The 15,500-nt window shown below is 63.7% G+C and carries 17 protein-coding genes; 11 read left to right on the plus strand and 6 right to left on the minus strand.

From position 1 onward, the window contains the following. The first annotated feature begins 60 nt into the window (after window positions 1-60). A complete protein-coding gene (locus ATN37_RS17655; protein ID WP_003945257.1) occupies window positions 61-519 on the plus strand; it encodes a MarR family winged helix-turn-helix transcriptional regulator in 459 nt (152 codons plus the stop codon). On the opposite strand, the gene ATN37_RS17660 is transcribed toward ATN37_RS17655, so the two are convergent. From ATN37_RS17660 to ATN37_RS17670, 3 genes are all read right to left on the minus strand, one after another. Beyond that, the gene (locus ATN37_RS17660) at window positions 510-908 is read right to left on the minus strand and encodes a hypothetical protein (RefSeq protein ID WP_042448789.1); all 399 of its coding nucleotides are present in this window, start codon (window positions 906-908) and stop codon (window positions 510-512) included. The genes ATN37_RS17655 and ATN37_RS17660 overlap by 10 nt on opposite strands. A gap of 78 nt (window positions 909-986) precedes the next feature. Further along, window positions 987-1,730 carry a hypothetical protein gene (locus ATN37_RS17665; RefSeq protein WP_003945233.1) on the minus strand — a complete coding sequence of 248 codons (744 nt, stop codon included), beginning with the start codon at window positions 1,728-1,730 and terminating at the stop codon, window positions 987-989. Window positions 1,731-2,001: 271 nt separating this feature from the next. Beyond that, window positions 2,002-2,304: a 4a-hydroxytetrahydrobiopterin dehydratase gene (locus tag ATN37_RS17670; RefSeq protein WP_003945236.1), complete on the minus strand. Its 303-nt coding sequence runs from the start codon at window positions 2,302-2,304 to the stop codon at window positions 2,002-2,004. 16 nt (window positions 2,305-2,320) lie between these two features. Between ATN37_RS17670 and ATN37_RS17675 the strand changes: the two genes are divergently transcribed. Continuing rightward, window positions 2,321-2,746 (plus strand): (deoxy)nucleoside triphosphate pyrophosphohydrolase, encoded by a 426-nt coding sequence (locus ATN37_RS17675; RefSeq protein ID WP_007726279.1) that lies wholly within the window; start codon window positions 2,321-2,323, stop codon window positions 2,744-2,746. Here the strand turns inward: ATN37_RS17675 and ATN37_RS17680 are convergent. Further along, window positions 2,724-2,900 (minus strand): hypothetical protein, encoded by a 177-nt coding sequence (locus ATN37_RS17680; RefSeq protein ID WP_003945207.1) that lies wholly within the window; start codon window positions 2,898-2,900, stop codon window positions 2,724-2,726. The two genes, ATN37_RS17675 and ATN37_RS17680, sit on opposite strands and share 23 nt — an antisense overlap. Window positions 2,901-3,224: 324 nt before the next feature. Here ATN37_RS17680 and typA point away from each other — a divergent pair, with 324 nt between their 5' ends. The 6 genes from typA (at window position 3,225) to ATN37_RS17710 (ending at window position 9,622) form a co-directional block, all read left to right on the plus strand. Then, the gene (gene typA, locus ATN37_RS17685; RefSeq protein ID WP_007726276.1) at window positions 3,225-5,132 is read left to right on the plus strand and encodes a translational GTPase TypA; all 1,908 of its coding nucleotides are present in this window, start codon (window positions 3,225-3,227) and stop codon (window positions 5,130-5,132) included. Between the two features lie 152 nt (window positions 5,133-5,284). Next, the gene (locus ATN37_RS17690) at window positions 5,285-7,069 is read left to right on the plus strand and encodes an ABC transporter family substrate-binding protein (protein ID WP_030536226.1); all 1,785 of its coding nucleotides are present in this window, start codon (window positions 5,285-5,287) and stop codon (window positions 7,067-7,069) included. Next, the gene (mshB, locus tag ATN37_RS17695) at window positions 7,066-7,950 is read left to right on the plus strand and encodes an N-acetyl-1-D-myo-inositol-2-amino-2-deoxy-alpha-D-glucopyranoside deacetylase (protein ID WP_030536225.1); all 885 of its coding nucleotides are present in this window, start codon (window positions 7,066-7,068) and stop codon (window positions 7,948-7,950) included. The genes ATN37_RS17690 and mshB overlap by 4 nt, the downstream gene beginning before the upstream one ends. Before the next feature lie 107 nt (window positions 7,951-8,057). Continuing rightward, window positions 8,058-8,216, plus strand: a complete 159-nt coding sequence (locus tag ATN37_RS17700; RefSeq protein WP_003945210.1) for a hypothetical protein — start codon at window positions 8,058-8,060, stop codon at window positions 8,214-8,216. Window positions 8,217-8,308: 92 nt separating this feature from the next. Further along, window positions 8,309-8,725, plus strand: coding sequence for a hypothetical protein (locus ATN37_RS17705; protein ID WP_030536224.1), 417 nt, complete (start codon window positions 8,309-8,311; stop codon window positions 8,723-8,725). A gap of 51 nt (window positions 8,726-8,776) precedes the next feature. Further along, entirely contained in the window at window positions 8,777-9,622 is an 846-nt protein-coding gene (locus ATN37_RS17710) for a uroporphyrinogen-III synthase (protein WP_007726271.1), read from the plus strand. Here the strand turns inward: ATN37_RS17710 and ATN37_RS17715 are convergent. Beyond that, window positions 9,582-11,153, minus strand: a complete 1,572-nt coding sequence (locus ATN37_RS17715; RefSeq protein WP_308125220.1) for a PH domain-containing protein — start codon at window positions 11,151-11,153, stop codon at window positions 9,582-9,584. The two genes, ATN37_RS17710 and ATN37_RS17715, sit on opposite strands and share 41 nt — an antisense overlap. Next, a complete protein-coding gene (locus tag ATN37_RS17720; protein WP_042926352.1) occupies window positions 11,150-11,653 on the minus strand; it encodes a PH domain-containing protein in 504 nt (167 codons plus the stop codon). The genes ATN37_RS17715 and ATN37_RS17720 overlap by 4 nt, the downstream gene beginning before the upstream one ends. An 82-nt stretch (window positions 11,654-11,735) precedes the next feature. Here ATN37_RS17720 and ATN37_RS17725 point away from each other — a divergent pair, with 82 nt between their 5' ends. The 3 genes from ATN37_RS17725 (at window position 11,736) to ATN37_RS17735 (ending at window position 15,359) form a co-directional block, all read left to right on the plus strand. Further along, window positions 11,736-11,924 (plus strand): hypothetical protein, encoded by a 189-nt coding sequence (locus ATN37_RS17725; RefSeq protein WP_003945217.1) that lies wholly within the window; start codon window positions 11,736-11,738, stop codon window positions 11,922-11,924. Between the two features lie 118 nt (window positions 11,925-12,042). After that, entirely contained in the window at window positions 12,043-14,601 is a 2,559-nt protein-coding gene (locus ATN37_RS17730) for a bifunctional FO biosynthesis protein CofGH (protein ID WP_003945208.1), read from the plus strand. Continuing rightward, complete coding sequence (locus ATN37_RS17735) at window positions 14,601-15,359, plus strand: hypothetical protein (RefSeq protein WP_030536220.1); 759 nt, start codon at window positions 14,601-14,603, stop codon at window positions 15,357-15,359. The genes ATN37_RS17730 and ATN37_RS17735 overlap by 1 nt, the downstream gene beginning before the upstream one ends. Window positions 15,360-15,500 lie beyond the last annotated feature (141 nt).

The raw sequence follows: 15,500 nt of genomic DNA on the forward strand, positions 1-15,500 counted from the left end.
ATTGGTGCGTTCGCCCCAGTGTGCACGCTACACATCGTGTGTAGTCTGCACAATATGAGGATGGACCGGGACCCTGATCTGGTGAATATCGAGTACGAGTTGACTCTGCTCTCGCGTTACCACGCGCTCGCACAACGGGCCGAACTTCATCTGGACCGGTCGGCGTATCTACTGCTCGGTCGACTGGAATTGCAACATCCCATGAGCCTCAAGGAACTCTCCTGCGCTTTCTCGCTCGACATCTCCACCATCAACCGGCAGATCGGCGCGCTGAGGCGTCAGGGCTTGGTGGAGCGAGTGGAGGATCCGGACGGAGGGCTCGCGCGAAAGGTCCGGCCGACGGCGCAGGGGCTGTCGAAACTTCGTGCTGATCGCGAACATTCGACAGCCGGTGTCGAAAAGGTCCTCCGCGAGTGGACGCCGGAGCAGCGTCTCGCGCTCGGTGACCTACTGCGGCAATTCAATACCTCGGTCGAAGCGCTGGAAGGCCGCGAATGGCCGCGACCGAATCAGGTCTGAGAGTGCGAGACGGATCGTAGTGAGCGGTCCGGATCGCTCGAATCCGATTCCGGCGCAATGACAACAAGTTTCGGGTGCTCTTCGGGGGCTGCATGATTTCCACGCCAGGAGAGCAGTGACCAACGTGAGAGACCGGACAGCGCGGACCCGAGACTGGCGAACGAGCCCGAACTCAGGACCGACGCCGTAGACCCGATGCTTCCGATCGAAAGAAAAGAGCCGACGCTACCGATCGACAGGATCGAGTACGCCGATCCGATCGAGAGAATGGACCCCTCGGATCGGATGGACAGTATCGATCGCGTCGACTTGTGTGACCGTATCGACTGGTCTGGGCCGGATTTCTTCTCTGGACGACCGTGCGTGATGTCCACTCGTAGATGTCCCATCTATCGGGTCTATCACGGTGATCGGAGATGCAAAAGGGACCCACCGAAATTCGGTGGGTCCCTTTCACAAGACTTCGATCAAGCTACCGCGAACATGCCCACGGTCGGAAGGAAGCTGCAGGTGATGCGATCTGCGCCTTCCGGCTGGGTGGTCAGCGAACCGCTGATCACCGAGAGAACGCGTCCGGGGCCGGTATCGGCGATAGCCGACAGAGTGGCTGGGCCGTCCGGGTTGATGCGTGCGGCGTTGGTCAAGTTCTGGGTGGCGCTGCGCTGGTTGTCGATGTTGACCCAGGTGACGGTCATCGGCACCGGCTGGTCGTCGACGGCGGGAGCCGTACCGAGAGCGGTGAAGACGAATCCGGCCTGACCGGCAGCGGGACCGGGAGGAGGCAGGTGAGCCGGGCCGGGAACGGCAAGTGCGGTTCCGACCGAATCGGCGGTGGCCGAGATGCAGCCCTTGCCAAGCGTCGGGTAGAGGAACTGCGCGATGACGGGGGCGTTCTCGTCCGGGATCGCCGGTCCGCCGCCGCCGCTGCCGTCGAGGAAGGTGATGACCTTCTCGAGGGTGGCCTTGATCTCGGGCGGAATGCCGGGGGAGTTCAGGATCGCGCGAGCCTGGTCGAGCAACGCTTGCTGCGGTCCGCCTGCAACATCGGCCGGACCTGCGGCGGCGCCGATGATGGCGGGCGCAAACGATGCGAGGAACTCGATCGGCACACTTTCGGGTGCGGGCGGTGCTGCCGGATCGGCCATTGCCTGTGCCGGCAATGCCAGTCCTGCTACTGCGGCAATAGCGACGGCGGTGAACGCCTTTCGCATACCTCGGGTTCGAAGCACTGTTTCCCCATCCTTAGTCATACCGCGCGGGCGCCTAGGCGAGCTCCGCGTTTGACGGCTCGAGGGGTCACTCTATGTACAGAGCCCCCGGGTTGTACAGCTGTTCAGTTGCTGAGCAGCTACGCACCGGGGGGAGTCTATGGCATGACCGGCCTCGATCGTGATTTACGGCGACCATACCTGTGACTGAAGTGATCTATGTGAAAGTTGATGCAACTGTTACGTCAGATTGCGAGGTTTGTTCACTCGAAGATCAGTCGAAACGGACCGAATCGTCGACGAGTACGTCAATTCGACGGGCAAGGTCGAAGTCCAGTTCCGTGAGACCGCCCGCCGAGTGTGTCGAAAGCGTGTACGTGACCTTTCGCCAGCGAACGTCGATGTCGGGATGATGATCCGCGGCCTCGGCGACTGCCGCGATGCGTTGAAGAAGCGCGATGGCGTCCGGGAATGTCGCGGAGTCGACCGTGCGAGTGATCGACCCTGGCGACAGTTGCCAGGCGGGCAGTTCGTCGAGAGCGTTTTGGATCGCGGAGTCGGACAACAAAGTGGCCATACTCCATCATGGTGCGATGAGTGATGCACCTGCAAGGGATCGGGAAGTTGTCGCCGGTGCGATCTTCCGCGAGGGAAGGCTGCTCCTCGCGCAGCGGACGAGTCCGCCGGCTTTGGCCGGTCGTTGGGAGCTGCCGGGCGGGAAGGTCGAAGAATTCGAATCGCCACAGAACGCGTTGGCGCGGGAGCTGCTCGAGGAACTGGCGGTCGAGGTGAGATGCGGCGCCAGAATCGGTGTCGACGTGCCACTGTCGCCGGGGTTGGTCCTGCGGGCCTACCGGGCGGAGTTGGTGTCGGGAGAACCGGTCGCGCTCGACCATGCTCAATTGACATGGGTCGACGCCGAAGAACTGTTGTCGATGGATCTGGTGGACAACGATCGAGCCTGGATCCCCGAGTTACTCGCGGAATTGAGCGCGCTTACGCCGCACGAGCCTTCTTGAGACCCGCTTTCAGTTCCTTCTTGGATGCGCCCTCGTTCTCGAGCTTCTTCATCCGCATGATGACGACGGGACACTTGATGCACCGCGTCTTCTTGCGGCAGCACTTCTTCTTCGGCTTGAGCTGCGAGACCTTGCTTGCCTTGACTTTTCCCATGTGACGCTGCGGCTTTCCTGTTTCACTACGGCGGAGAGCCCGCTCTTGGAACGAGGTTAGCGTACCCTTAAGTGACCTGTTTCTCCAGGTCGTAATCCTACGCGCATCGGCGTGGTGCAGATCACTATTCGCTGGTGGGGGCGGTGATAGAGGCCGCACAATGCAGGAGTATCAGCCCGGAGCGAGTAGTATTTACTAGGCCGCGGTGCCTTCTCAGGCGATTCGTGCCCTGATTCGGATCACACACTCGTGCAGCGGCCACCAGAAGAGCCGTGCGACTTGACTTTCGCGTGGCCGAATCAACTCAGCCAGGAGAGCCATCGCGTGACCATCACCAGCTTCCGTAACGTTGCCATCGTCGCACACGTCGACCACGGCAAGACCACCCTCGTCGACGCCATGCTTCGTCAGTCCGGCGCGTTCGAGGAGCGCGCCGAGCTGGTCGATCGCGTTATGGACTCCGGCGACCTCGAACGCGAGAAGGGCATCACCATTCTCGCGAAGAACACCGCAGTACATAAGGTCAACGAAGACGGTTCCATCACCGTCATCAACGTCATCGACACCCCCGGCCACGCCGACTTCGGTGGCGAGGTCGAGCGCGGCCTGTCCATGGTCGACGGCGTCGTCCTGCTCGTCGATGCTTCCGAGGGACCCCTGCCGCAGACGCGTTTCGTGCTGCGCAAGGCACTCGCCGCTTCGCTGCCCGTCATCCTGGTCGTCAACAAGACGGACCGCCCCGACGCCCGTATCGAAGAGGTTGTCACCGAGGCTCAGGACCTGCTCCTCGACCTCGCATCGGACCTGTCCGACGAGGCTGCCGAAGCCGCTGAGCTCGCACTCGAACTTCCCGTCCTCTACGCGTCCGGTCGCGAAGGCAAGGCATCGACCGTGCAGCCCGAGAACGGCAAGGCTCCCGACGCCGAGGACCTCACCGCACTCTTCCAGGTGCTGATGGAGTACGTCCCCGCGCCGAAGGGCTCGGTCGACGCACCGCTGCAGGCTCACGTCACCAACCTCGACGCATCCGCATTCCTCGGTCGCCTCGCACTCGTCCGCATCCACAACGGCGAGCTGCGCAAGGGCCAGACCGTGTCCTGGTGCCGCGAGGTCGACGGCGAGCCCGTCGTCACGAAGACCAAGATCACCGAACTCCTCACGACCATCGGTGTCGAGCGCGTTCCCGGTGAGGTCGCCGTCGCCGGTGACATCTGCGCCGTCGCAGGATTCCCGGACATCATGATCGGCGACACCCTCGCCGATCTGGAGAACCCGGTCGCACTGCCCCGCATCACCGTCGACCAGCCGGCAATCTCGGTCACGATCGGCACCAACACGTCACCGCTCGTCGGTCGCGTCAAGGGTCACAAGCTGACTGCACGCATGGTCAAGTCCCGCCTGGACCAGGAGCTCGTCGGTAACGTCTCGCTCAAGGTCCTCGACATCGGTCGCCCCGATGCGTGGGAGGTCCAGGGTCGTGGAGAGCTCGCGCTCGCCATCCTCGTCGAACAGATGCGTCGTGAGGGCTTCGAACTCACCGTCGGTAAGCCGCAGGTTGTCACGCAGCTCGTCGACGGCAAGGTTCACGAGCCTTTCGAAGAGCTGACCATCGACAGCCCCGAGGAGTACCTCGGCGCCATCACGCAGCTCCTGGCCAACCGCAAGGGCAAGATGGTCCAGATGTCGAACCACGGCGCAGGCTGGGTTCGCATGGAGTTCATCGTTCCTTCGCGTGGCCTCATCGGCTTCCGCACGGACTTCCTCACGGAAACCCGCGGAACCGGTATCGCCAACGCCGTGTTCGACGGATACGGCCCGTGGGCCGGCGAGATCCGCGCGCGCCACACCGGCTCGCTCGTCTCGGACCGCTCCGGCACGGTGACGCCGTTCGCCATGATCCAGTTGGCCGACCGCGGAACCTTCTTCGTCGAGCCCGGCGCAGACACCTACGAGGGACACGTCGTCGGTATCAACCCGCGTCAGGAAGACCTCGACATCAACGTCACTCGCGAGAAGAAGCTGACCAACATGCGTCAGTCGTCCGCAGACGTGATGGAGACCCTCGCAAAGCCGATCAAGCTCGAACTCGAAGCAGCGATGGAGTTCTGCTCCAGCGACGAGTGCGTCGAGGTCACCCCGGAGGACGTTCGCGTCCGCAAGGTGCACCTCAACGCAACCGAGCGCGCTCGCGAGCGTTCACGTAGCAAGGCACGCGACAAGGCTGCTCTGTAGTCTTTCGTCGGTTACAACCTGACAGGCGGATGTGCCTTTCAGCCGAGTTTTCGGCGGAAAGGTACATTCGCCTTCATGGTTTCCAGGCGAAAGATCTGCCAGGGAATCGAGTTGCAAAGGGGCGACGCGGCCCCGTACGGAAGGAATTGTCTGTGGCCTCAGGACGTCGCTACCTGGCGTTGGCAGTGGCAGTGACGGCGTTGTCACTGACTGCATGTACAGCCGATCCGCCGCCTCCGGTCGAGAGCACCGAAACCGTCAAGCCCACACCGACTCCGGTCGTTCCGGCGATGAAGCAGGTCACTGTGGCAATCGACGAGGTGGGAGGCGGATTCAACCCGCACCTGCTCGCGGATCAGTCGCCGGTCAACTCCGCAGTCGGCAACCTCGTACTGCCCAGTGCGTTTCGCCCGATCAATTCGCCCACACAACCTGGCGCGACGGAGTGGGCGATCGACGATTCTTTCCTCGTTTCCGCTGAAGTGACGTCGGAGGCCCCGTTCACGATTCGCTACCAACTGCGCAACGAAGCCCAATGGTCGGATGGCGCTCCCATTGCGGCAGAAGACTTTCGCTACCTGTGGCAGCAGATGATCTCGGTTCCCGGTGTGGTCAATCCCGCGGGCTATCAGATGATCGACGACGTGAACTCGTCCGGCGGCGGCAAAACGGTCAACGTCGTGATGCGTGCGCCGTATCCGGCATGGCGAGAGTTGTTCACCGATATTCTTCCGTCCCACCTGATCAAGGACACTCCCGGCGGTTTCAGCACCGGCCTGAGTGAGGGGATTCCGGTGTCGGGAGCCCACTTTCACGTGCGCTCGGTCGACCGCGGCCGGGACGAAATCGTGCTCGAACGCAACGACCGATTCTGGGGCAAGCCTTCAGACCCGGATCAGATAGTTCTGCGACGCGGAGGAACGGCTGCACAGTTGGCGGATGCGCTGCGTACCGACGATGCCCAAGTGGCGCAGGTTCATTCGGGTAGTGCCACGGATATTCAGCTGTCTGCAATCCCGGGTGTCAGGACGGCATTCTCCTACGTTCCGCGCACTCTCGACATCAACGTGAACGGGCGAAGCAAGAACTTCGCGGATGTTCGGGTGCGTAAAGGTGTTCTGGGACTGCTCGATCCGGACCTGCTCGCCGTGGTGGCGGCAGGGAGTGAATCGGCGTCGGCCCCGGTGAAAGCTCAGATCCTCGCTCCGTCGGATCCGGGATATGCGCCCACCGCGCCGCCGAAACCGACCAGGGAGCAAGCACTGGGCGAGCTGACTGCAGCCGGCTACCTGACGGCACCGCCCACCGGAATCGTCACGGGCACTGGAACGGTCGGATCGATCGTCCGTGACGGCGCCCAGTTGACACTGCTGATCGGCGCTCCCGAAAACGACGACATCGCGATCGCCGTGGCAAACACCGCTGCCGACGAATTGCGTGACGTGGGAATCCTGGCGACCGTCGAATCGGTGGCGCCGGAGGAACTCTACGGCGAGGACCTGACGACAGGACGCGTCGACATGATCGTCGGTTGGAGCCGGGCAGGCGCCGACACGGCCACTTCGCTGGCCTCGCGGTTCAGTTGCCCGAGCGCACCTTCCACTCCGGCAACAAGTTCGGCAGTGCCCGCACCGACGCCGTCGCAGACACCGGAGCCCATCCGAACGACAAGCGTCGAGGCTCCGAGCAACCTGTCCGGGCTGTGTGATCCGGCGTTGCAAGGTCGGATCGACGAAGCGCTCAGTGGCATCGGGGATCTGGGGTCGTTGATCGCCGATGCGGAACCCAAGCTGTGGGATCTTGCGGCGGTTTTGCCGATCGTGCAGAGCCGAGCGCTGGTCGCGGTCGGGACCGGAGTCGAGGGCGTGGTCCTCGACGGGCCGGTGCAGGTGGGGATATTCGGAAACGCTACGGACTGGGTGAGGGTGGAAAAGTGACCGCGTCGGCGAAGCGACTTCTGTTGGTACACGCACATCCGGACGACGAAACGATCACCACCGGTGGCACCATCGCGCGATACGCGTCCGAAGGCGTCGAGGTCACAGTCCTCACCTGCACGTTGGGGGAGGAAGGCGAAGTGATCGGTGATGCGTGGGCCGGGCTCGTGGCTTCCGAGGCCGATCAACTCGGTGGCTACCGGATCGCGGAACTGAGCGCTGCTTTGTCGGCTTTGGGCAGTGCCGCTCCTCGCTTCCTCGCCGATGCCGGTCGGTATCGCGACTCCGGAATGATCGGCACACCTTCGGCCGCCAATCCCCGTGCTTTTGTCAATGCTCGACTCGACGAAGCAGTCGGCGCGGTGGTCGCCGTCATTCGTGAGATTCGGCCGCACGTCGTGATCACGTACGACCCCAACGGCGGCTACGGGCACCCGGACCACATCCAGGCGCACGCGATCACGACAGCGGCCGTCGAAGCTGCAGGAACGACCGCGTATCCCGAGACCGGCGAGCCGTGGTCGACTCCGAAGTTCTACTGGACCGTGACCGAGCGCAGCGGACTCGAACGCGGCATCGCGGCGATTTCCGAGTTCCCGGAGAACTGGCGTCTGCCCGAGCCCGGGGAATTGCCGAGCGTCGAGGACACAGACGTGACGACGGCAATCGACGTTCGAGGCGTCATCGATGCGAAGGCGAGGGCATTGAGCGCCCACGCCACTCAGGTGACGGTAGCCCCGAGCCGAGCCGAGTTCGCATTGTCGAACAACGTGGTCCAACCGATCCTGACGGTCGAGCATTTCGTATTGGCCGCCGGCGCGCTCGGTCCGGTGGGTGAGGACGGCCGCGAGCGCGATCTGTTCGGCGGGCTGCACAGCTGACCTGGGCGTCGGCTCACAGGCATTGCGATCGACGCCGTAGTGGTGTGTGATGCGTGTCACCGGATGGGTGGTCCTTTCGGTAACAGCAAAGCCTGGGGGCTGAAGAAATGTACAACTGGGACCTGCAAAACCAGATCGTCGCCTTCGTCGATTCGTTGCGTCCGATGGCTGGTTATTACCACGACTTGTATTACGGGTCGCTCTACGCATTCGCAGATCAGCAGAGTCATTTGCTGACTCTGCTCGGGTTCCCGCCGGTTCCCTGATCAGCTTCGTGCTTTTCGGGCGCGAGCCGGGGTGCTTGTCGGGAGGGACCCCGCGCTCGCGCGATGACGACCGATAGACCACTATCAAAACCATGACGACCGTCGAGAACAACACGGACGCCTCGACAGGAACGTCGCTGTCGTGGCTCGACCCTGTCATCCTCGGCGTCCTGATTTTCGACGGATTCTTGTGCGCGGTGTTGTCCGTCCTGTTCTTGCCGACTCATCTCGGTACGACGGCATTTCCCATCAGCATTCTCGTAGCCGCGACCGCGAACCTCGTATTGGTGATCGCCGCCCGCACGGTTACGACGCCGGGTAGGGCCGCATTGCCGCTCGCCGGTTGGATCGTCGGGTTCTTGGTGTGCATGGTGGGCGGCCCCGGCGGCGACGTACTCGTGCTTTCGTCCCCTCTGACCTTCCTGCTGCTGGTCGGTGCGATCGCTCCGGCCGCCGTTTTCCTCTTCAAAGTGGCGATCAACAGACTTGCCACCCTCAGCTCGCAATAGTTCTCGGCGCGCGCGTAGGAAACTGACCCGTGCATAAGGGACACTCAGCCTGTGGCTGAACATGATTTGGCGGGTGCGACTATCGCCTTGACCGCAGAACGGCGTGTCGAAGAATTTGCGACGCTCCTCGAACGTCGAGGCGCGGAGATCGTGCGGACACCGGTGATCCATGTGCTGCCCTTGGTGGACGATCGAGACCTGAGGACTCAGACGTCCGCGTTGATTGCCGATCCTCCGGAATTGGTCGTGATCAGTACCGGGATCGGCTTCAGGGGTTGGCTCGAGGCCGTCGCCTCGTGGGGTTTGACCGAGGAGTTCCTCGGGGCGCTCGCCCACACGCGCATCATCGCCCGCGGCCCCAAGGCGACGGGCGCCATCCGAGGCGCCGGACTGCGCGAGGAATGGTCGCCTTCGGGTGAGTCGTCCGAGGAAGTTCTGGCACATCTCGGAAGCGAGGGAGTGGCAGGCTTGCGCATCGCAGTCCAGTTGCACGGCACCATCACCGAATGGGAGCCGTTGACGGACCTGAGCGCCTCCCTCGCCGACATCGGCGCGGTTGTCACTCCGGTATCGGTCTATCGGTGGATCCGGCCGCCGGATCAGTCGCCGGTCCGCGCGTTGGTCGCTGCAGTTCGTTCCGGTGCGATCGACGCGCTGACCTTCACCAGTGCCCCCGCGGTCTCCTCGATGCTCAGCACGGCAAAAGAAATGGGCGAGCTGGAGCGGTTCGTCGCAGCGATGCGCGGACCGGTACCGACCTACTGCGTCGGACCGGTCACGGCCGCTCCGCTGGAACTCCTCGGTGTTCCGACCATCCAGCCCGAGCGATCGCGTCTCGGTTCGCTGGCGAGGCTCATCATCGACGACCTGCCCACACGTCGCCACCGCCCGGAGTGACGGCTTCGATCAATTCCCACGCGTTCTCGGCGGGGAGATCGATCACCTCGTAGCTTCCGGTGCCGGCGGGCGTCGCGGCGACGACGGTTGCCACTCCCGCGCGTCGTTGGAAGAACGTCTCGCGCACCGTCCATCCGATGACACCTTCGGATTCGAGACTGTGACGCTGGCGATCGAGCGAGCCGTTTCGGGTGATCAACCATCCGGGTAGTACTGCGTGGCCGAGGCCCTTGTATCGGTCGTAGGCGAGGGCGGTGCCACCGATGGCGAGTACGGCGACCCCGAACCACGCGTAGATCGGTACATCGAGTCCAGAAGCCGCGCACGCCACACAGACCAGGAACGCCACCGCGGCGAGGAACAGTGCTCGGGTGTACCGGCGACGCCGCGCGGCCGGGCCGTGCGGGATCAGCGGGGCGGACGCCTGGCGTGAGTCACCGATCACGGTGGCCATCACTCGCTCGGCTTCCCTGCGCGGTCCCTGCGGGAGCAGTAGCGAAGATTCCTTCTTCTCGGCGCTGACCCCGGTCATGATGGCGTCGAGCCGCGCGCCGCGGGCCAATCGCAGCAGGAGCGGTTCCTTGAGCGTCGTGCCACGGAGGCGGGCGCGGTCGAGTGTGGTTTGCCGAGTCTTCAACAGGCCGTGACTGACATGCAGGATGCGGCCGTTGTCGGTGAGTTTCATGTTGCCGAACGCGATCAGGTACTGGACGCAGGCGAGTGCACTCGACAGCACCAGCAGCACGACGAGTGCGATGACGACCATCAGTGCGATGCCGAGGCTCTCGAGTGAGTCGAAGCTGTCGCTCACTGCCGAGGATTTCGCGACGGCAGCGCCGATGCCGTATTGGAACGAGATGCCGATGATGGCTGCGATGATGGCGATTCCGGTGAACGAAAAGGGGGCGTAGCGAACCCAACTCGGTTCCCAGTGACCGATTTCGGTGTCGACCGGTTCGGTGATGCTTTCGACCGGCGTGCCCGGGGTTTCCAGTCGCCGTGCTTGCTGGGCGCCGGCCAACAGTGCGGCGCGTAGGTCCGGAACCAGGGCGGTCGACAGGGCGTTGAGCTCGAACTTGTTCGAATCGTGGCCGCTCCCGGCGCGCTGGCCGGTACCGATGCGCACGATCGACAGTCCGAGCAACCGGTGCATGACCCCGGCCTCGACGTCGACGGATCGGATGCGGCTACGCGGGACGGAGAGCAGCTTTTTCTGGAAGACCCCGGTGCGCAGTTGAACGTGGACGGGTCCGATTCGGTACGTGGTGGTGAAATACCGCAACAAACCGAAGATGACGAGCAGAGTGACGACGCCGAGTCCCCACCAGTGGTTTCCGGATTGGCGGCCGAGAACTACGGAGACGAGTAGGACCGGGAGCAGTTTGACGACTTCGTTGACGGGGTGGACCAGAAGCATGCGTCGGTCGAGGCGGAGCCAGGGCTGTTCCTCTTCCGCGGCCTCGGCAGCTGCCGTTTCCGCCTCTACCGGGATCTCGATCGCGGTCGGGTCGCCCAACTGTTTCTCGTTCACGTCGCGTCTCCCACGTTGGTACCCGCGATCTCCGTCAGTTGAGCCACCGTGCGGTCGGCGACTTCCTGGTCGAGTGCGGAGATCTTCACGGCCCCGGCCGACGACGCTGTCGTGACCGTGACGGTTGCCAGACCCAACATGCGGTCGATCGGTCCGCGCTCGGTGTCCACGGTCTGCACGCGCGAGATCGGTGCGATGCGTCGCTCCTGGGTGAACCAGCCGGTGCGGGTGTATACCGCGGTGTCACTGATCTCCCATCGGTGGACCCGATACCGCCACGCCGGGACCATCAGAATGTAGGTGGCAGCGAAGAGTACGGTGACTGCGAATACGGTGCCGACCACCCAGGACGGGATTCCGGGTACCAAGACGGCACAGACGATTTCGGCGACGATGACGGGTACCCAGAACAGTGAGGCAGTGATTGCCCACAGCCTCGGGGCTTTGGTGCTGGGTCGCCATAAGGGGTCGGCCATGGTCAGCGGTTGCGGCGCAGTCATGGGCACTACTTTGGTCGAGTGAGGGGCGATCTGTCGACATCGGCCCTATCGTGGAGTGTGGCGACCGCGAAGGGAGCACGTGATGACCGAACAAGATGCGACATTCGACCCGGAGGCTCCGGAATCAGATGCGCTCGAACAATCGACACCCGTAGATCCGAACGCCCCTGAAGAACCCGATCTGACCGACATTCCGCTCGACGCGCCAGTGGCTGACGTGGTGGATCAACGAGTCGAGGTTGCGGTCGACGACGACTACCGGCCGTCGTGATCGAGGCGGTGTCGGGGCGGTGAGGCCTCCTACTTCTGGCACCGGGTGGCACTCGTCGTCCCACATGGCGCATGATCGCTAGGTGAACCGAACTGGTGATGACTCCGGCAAACCCACCATGCTTCCGATGCCAGGTATTTCCGCGTCCGCCTCGTCCAGTCCGTCGCCCGGCCCGTCAGCGTCGGCGATGCGGCGAGTTCTCCGTCGTGCACGCGACGGAGCGACCCTGAACGTCGACGAGGCGGCAACGCTGCTGCAGGCACGGGGAACCGATCTGACCGATCTGTGTTCTTCGGCGGCCAAGGTTCGCGATGCCGGTCTGCTGGCAGCGGGTCGGCCGAACACCGTGACGTATTCGCGAAAAGTTTTCATTCCGCTGACCCGTCTGTGCCAGGACAAGTGCCACTACTGCACATTCGTCACGGTGCCGGGGAAGCTGCGTGCCGCTGGGCACGGCATGTTCCTGGAACCGGACGAGGTTTTGGACATTGCCCGGGCAGGCGCCGAATTGGGCTGCAAGGAAGCGTTGTTCACGCTGGGGGATCGCCCCGAGGCTCGCTGGCCGGAAGCCAAGCAATGGCTGGACGAACGCGGCTACGACTCCACCCTCGACTACGTGCGAGCGATGTCGATCCGGGTACTCGAGGAGACAGGCCTGCTCCCACACCTCAATCCCGGTGTGATGAGCTGGCAGGAACTCTCGCGGCTCAAGCCCGTTGCGCCGTCGATGGGCATGATGCTCGAGACGACCGCTACCCGGCTGTTCACCGACAAGGGTGAATGCCACTACGGCAGCCCGGACAAGGACCCTGCGGTTCGGCTGCGCACCCTGACCGACGCAGGCCGACTGAACATCCCCTTCACCACGGGAATTCTTGTGGGCATCGGGGAGAACTTCCTCGAGCGTGCCGAGTCGATCATGGCGATACGCAAGTCGCAGAAGGCGTTCGGCCACATCCAGGAAGTGATCATTCAGAACTTCCTGGCCAAGCCTGATACCGCGATGCGCAATACCCCTGATGCTGGACTCGACGAGTTTCTCGCGGCCATCGCCGTCGCACGCCTGCTGCTCGGGCCGACGATGCGGATCCAGAGTCCGCCGAATCTCGTCTCGAACAGCGAGTGCCTCGCGCTGCTCGGCGCAGGCGTGGACGACTGGGGCGGGGTATCACCGTTGACCCCCGATCACGTCAACCCCGAGCGTCCCTGGCCGAATCTAGAGACCTTGGCCGAGATCAGCGCCGAGGGCGGCTTCACGCTGACCGAACGCACTGCGGCTCAGCCGGCATATGTCCTGGCCGGGGCTCCGTGGATCGATCCGCGCATTGCGGGTCACGTGCAGGCGCTGGCGGATCCCAAGACCGGCCTCGCCCTGCCCGACACCAAGCCGGTGGGCCGGCCGTGGCAGGAACCGGACGAGTCGTGGGAATCGAGCGGACGCGTCGATCTCAATACCGAGATCGACACGGACGGGCGCAACACCGAGACCCGCAGTGACCTGGGCAGTGCGTTCGGCGACTGGGAGACCGTGCGCGAACAGGTCCTCGAACTCAGTGCTCCGATTCGCGTCGACACCGATCTGCTGGCTGCGCTCCGCAGTGCCGAACGCGACCCGGCCGGATGTTCCGACGACGAGTACCTGGCCCTTGCCACGGCGGAGGGCCCGGGCCTGGAAGCCGTTGTGGCACTGGCGGATGCGCTGCGCAAGGATGCCGTCGGCGAGGACGTCACCTACGTGGTGAACCGGAACATCAACTTCACCAACATCTGCTACACGGGCTGCCGATTCTGTGCGTTCGCGCAGCGCAAGGGTGACGCCGACGCGTTCACGCTGTCGGCAGAGCAGGTCGCCGACCGTGCGTGGGAAGCGCACGTCGCCGGCGCAACCGAGGTGTGCATGCAGGGCGGTATCGATCCGGAACTTCCCGTCACCGGTTACGCCGACCTGGTCCGGGCCGTCAAGAAGCGCGTGCCGTCGATGCACGTCCACGCGTTCTCTCCGATGGAGATCGTGAACGGTGCATCGCGCAGTGGTGAGAGCATCAGGGATTGGCTGACGGCCCTTCGTGAGGCGGGCCTGGACACCATTCCCGGTACGGCAGCGGAGATCCTCGACGACGAGGTGCGCTGGATCCTCACCAAGGGCAAACTGCCGACGGCGGAATGGATCGAAGTGGTCACCACGGCGCACGAGGTGGGGCTGCGGTCGAGTTCGACGATGATGTACGGGCATGTCGATCAGCCGCACCATTGGGTCGGGCACCTGAACGTTCTTCGCGGAATCCAGGACCGTACAGGCGGATTCACGGAGTTCGTGCTGCTGCCGTTCGTTCACCAGAGCGCGCCCCTGTACCTGGCGGGCGCTTCCCGGCCAGGGCCGACCAATCGGGACAACCGCGCTGCGCACGCGTTGGCACGCATCATGCTGCACGGCCGCATACCCAATATCCAGACCAGCTGGGTCAAACTTGGCATCACCGGAACGCAGATGATGCTCAACGGCGGCGCCAACGACCTCGGCGGAACGCTGATGGAAGAGACGATCTCGCGGATGGCCGGCTCGGAACACGGTTCCGAGAAGACCGTGGCAGAACTGCGCGCCATCGCCGAGGGAATCGGACGCCCGGCACGCGAACGAACCACCACACATGCACGACGCGAAGGAGCGATTGCCTGATGGCTGACGTACTGGGGGACCGCAAGGTCGTCGAGGTTCTCGATCGAGCGGTGTGGGGGATCAACCCGGTTCTCGACCTCGCCTACAGCGATCCGCTCGGTATCAAGCGTCGGACGTTCGAGCCGACCGATCCCGAGCGAAACGCTGCTGCGATGGTGTTGGACGCGGCCGCTTGGGTCCTCGACGTCGTCAAGTTCCCCGGGACGGCGGCGTGGTCGGTGATGACCGACGAGCAGCGCTCGAAGTGGTGGACGACCCGGTTGGGTGCACTCAACACCGTCGCCGTCGCGTTTCCCGGCATCTTCGGCGTCCTCCTCAATCGGTTGCCGATCCAGGACCTGCTGGCCTTCGCGAATCAGGCCGTTGTGCTCGTTGCGGTTGCCCGTGAACACGGAGTGACCGAACGGGATCAGCAGGTGGACCTCCTGGCGTCGGTGCTGTGCCGGCGTGAGACGAAGTCTCGAGAGCTTCTCACCGGAGAAGACTTCGCCGAGAAATCAGCCGGCGGCGCCGACGAGACCTGGCGCCCGTTCGCGCTCATCGGAACGTTGTGGCGCACGTCCAAGACTTTTCGTGCCATCACGGACGAGTTGCACAAGCGGCCGTCTCGGACAAAACCGTACGAGATCATCGGCAAGATTCCGGTGGTCGGCGTCGTGGCGGATTACCTCGGTGAGCGGGGCGCACTGGTACGCGCGGCCGCTCTGGGGGAGAAGTGGATCGCGATTCGGTCGAGGAACTTCACCGCAGTAGGCTGAAATGTGTTACCCCCGCCTGCTCAGAGTCGGTCGGCAGGGGGATAATAGGCTGTTCCCGCGGTACGTGAGAGTCGTATCGGATTTTCGGCCCCTTGCAACTGCGTGTTGCGGCGGCGATGCACGACAGGAAGGCAGGGAGAT

Origin of the sequence: Rhodococcus sp. MH15 (assembly GCF_019266045.1) — a bacterium.
In the GTDB taxonomy this organism is placed as follows: domain Bacteria; phylum Actinomycetota; class Actinomycetes; order Mycobacteriales; family Mycobacteriaceae; genus Rhodococcus_F; species Rhodococcus_F qingshengii.

Excerpts from the sequence above, each read along its gene's own strand:
- ATN37_RS17655 (WP_003945257.1), top strand. The coding sequence starts at position 61 with ATGGACCGGGACCCTGATCTGGTGAATATCGAGTACGAGTTGACTCTG.
- ATN37_RS17730 (WP_003945208.1), top strand. The coding sequence starts at position 12,043 with ATGCTTCCGATGCCAGGTATTTCCGCGTCCGCCTCGTCCAGTCCGTCG.
- ATN37_RS17660 (WP_042448789.1), bottom strand. The coding sequence starts at position 908 with ATGGGACATCTACGAGTGGACATCACGCACGGTCGTCCAGAGAAGAAA.
- ATN37_RS17670 (WP_003945236.1), bottom strand. The coding sequence starts at position 2,304 with ATGGCCACTTTGTTGTCCGACTCCGCGATCCAAAACGCTCTCGACGAA.
- ATN37_RS17720 (WP_042926352.1), bottom strand. The coding sequence starts at position 11,653 with ATGACTGCGCCGCAACCGCTGACCATGGCCGACCCCTTATGGCGACCC.
- ATN37_RS17665 (WP_003945233.1), bottom strand. The coding sequence starts at position 1,730 with ATGCGAAAGGCGTTCACCGCCGTCGCTATTGCCGCAGTAGCAGGACTG.
- ATN37_RS17705 (WP_030536224.1), top strand. The coding sequence starts at position 8,309 with ATGACGACCGTCGAGAACAACACGGACGCCTCGACAGGAACGTCGCTG.
- ATN37_RS17735 (WP_030536220.1), top strand. The coding sequence starts at position 14,601 with ATGGCTGACGTACTGGGGGACCGCAAGGTCGTCGAGGTTCTCGATCGA.
- ATN37_RS17700 (WP_003945210.1), top strand. The coding sequence starts at position 8,058 with ATGTACAACTGGGACCTGCAAAACCAGATCGTCGCCTTCGTCGATTCG.
- ATN37_RS17675 (WP_007726279.1), top strand. The coding sequence starts at position 2,321 with ATGAGTGATGCACCTGCAAGGGATCGGGAAGTTGTCGCCGGTGCGATC.
- ATN37_RS17725 (WP_003945217.1), top strand. The coding sequence starts at position 11,736 with ATGACCGAACAAGATGCGACATTCGACCCGGAGGCTCCGGAATCAGAT.
- ATN37_RS17680 (WP_003945207.1), bottom strand. The coding sequence starts at position 2,900 with ATGGGAAAAGTCAAGGCAAGCAAGGTCTCGCAGCTCAAGCCGAAGAAG.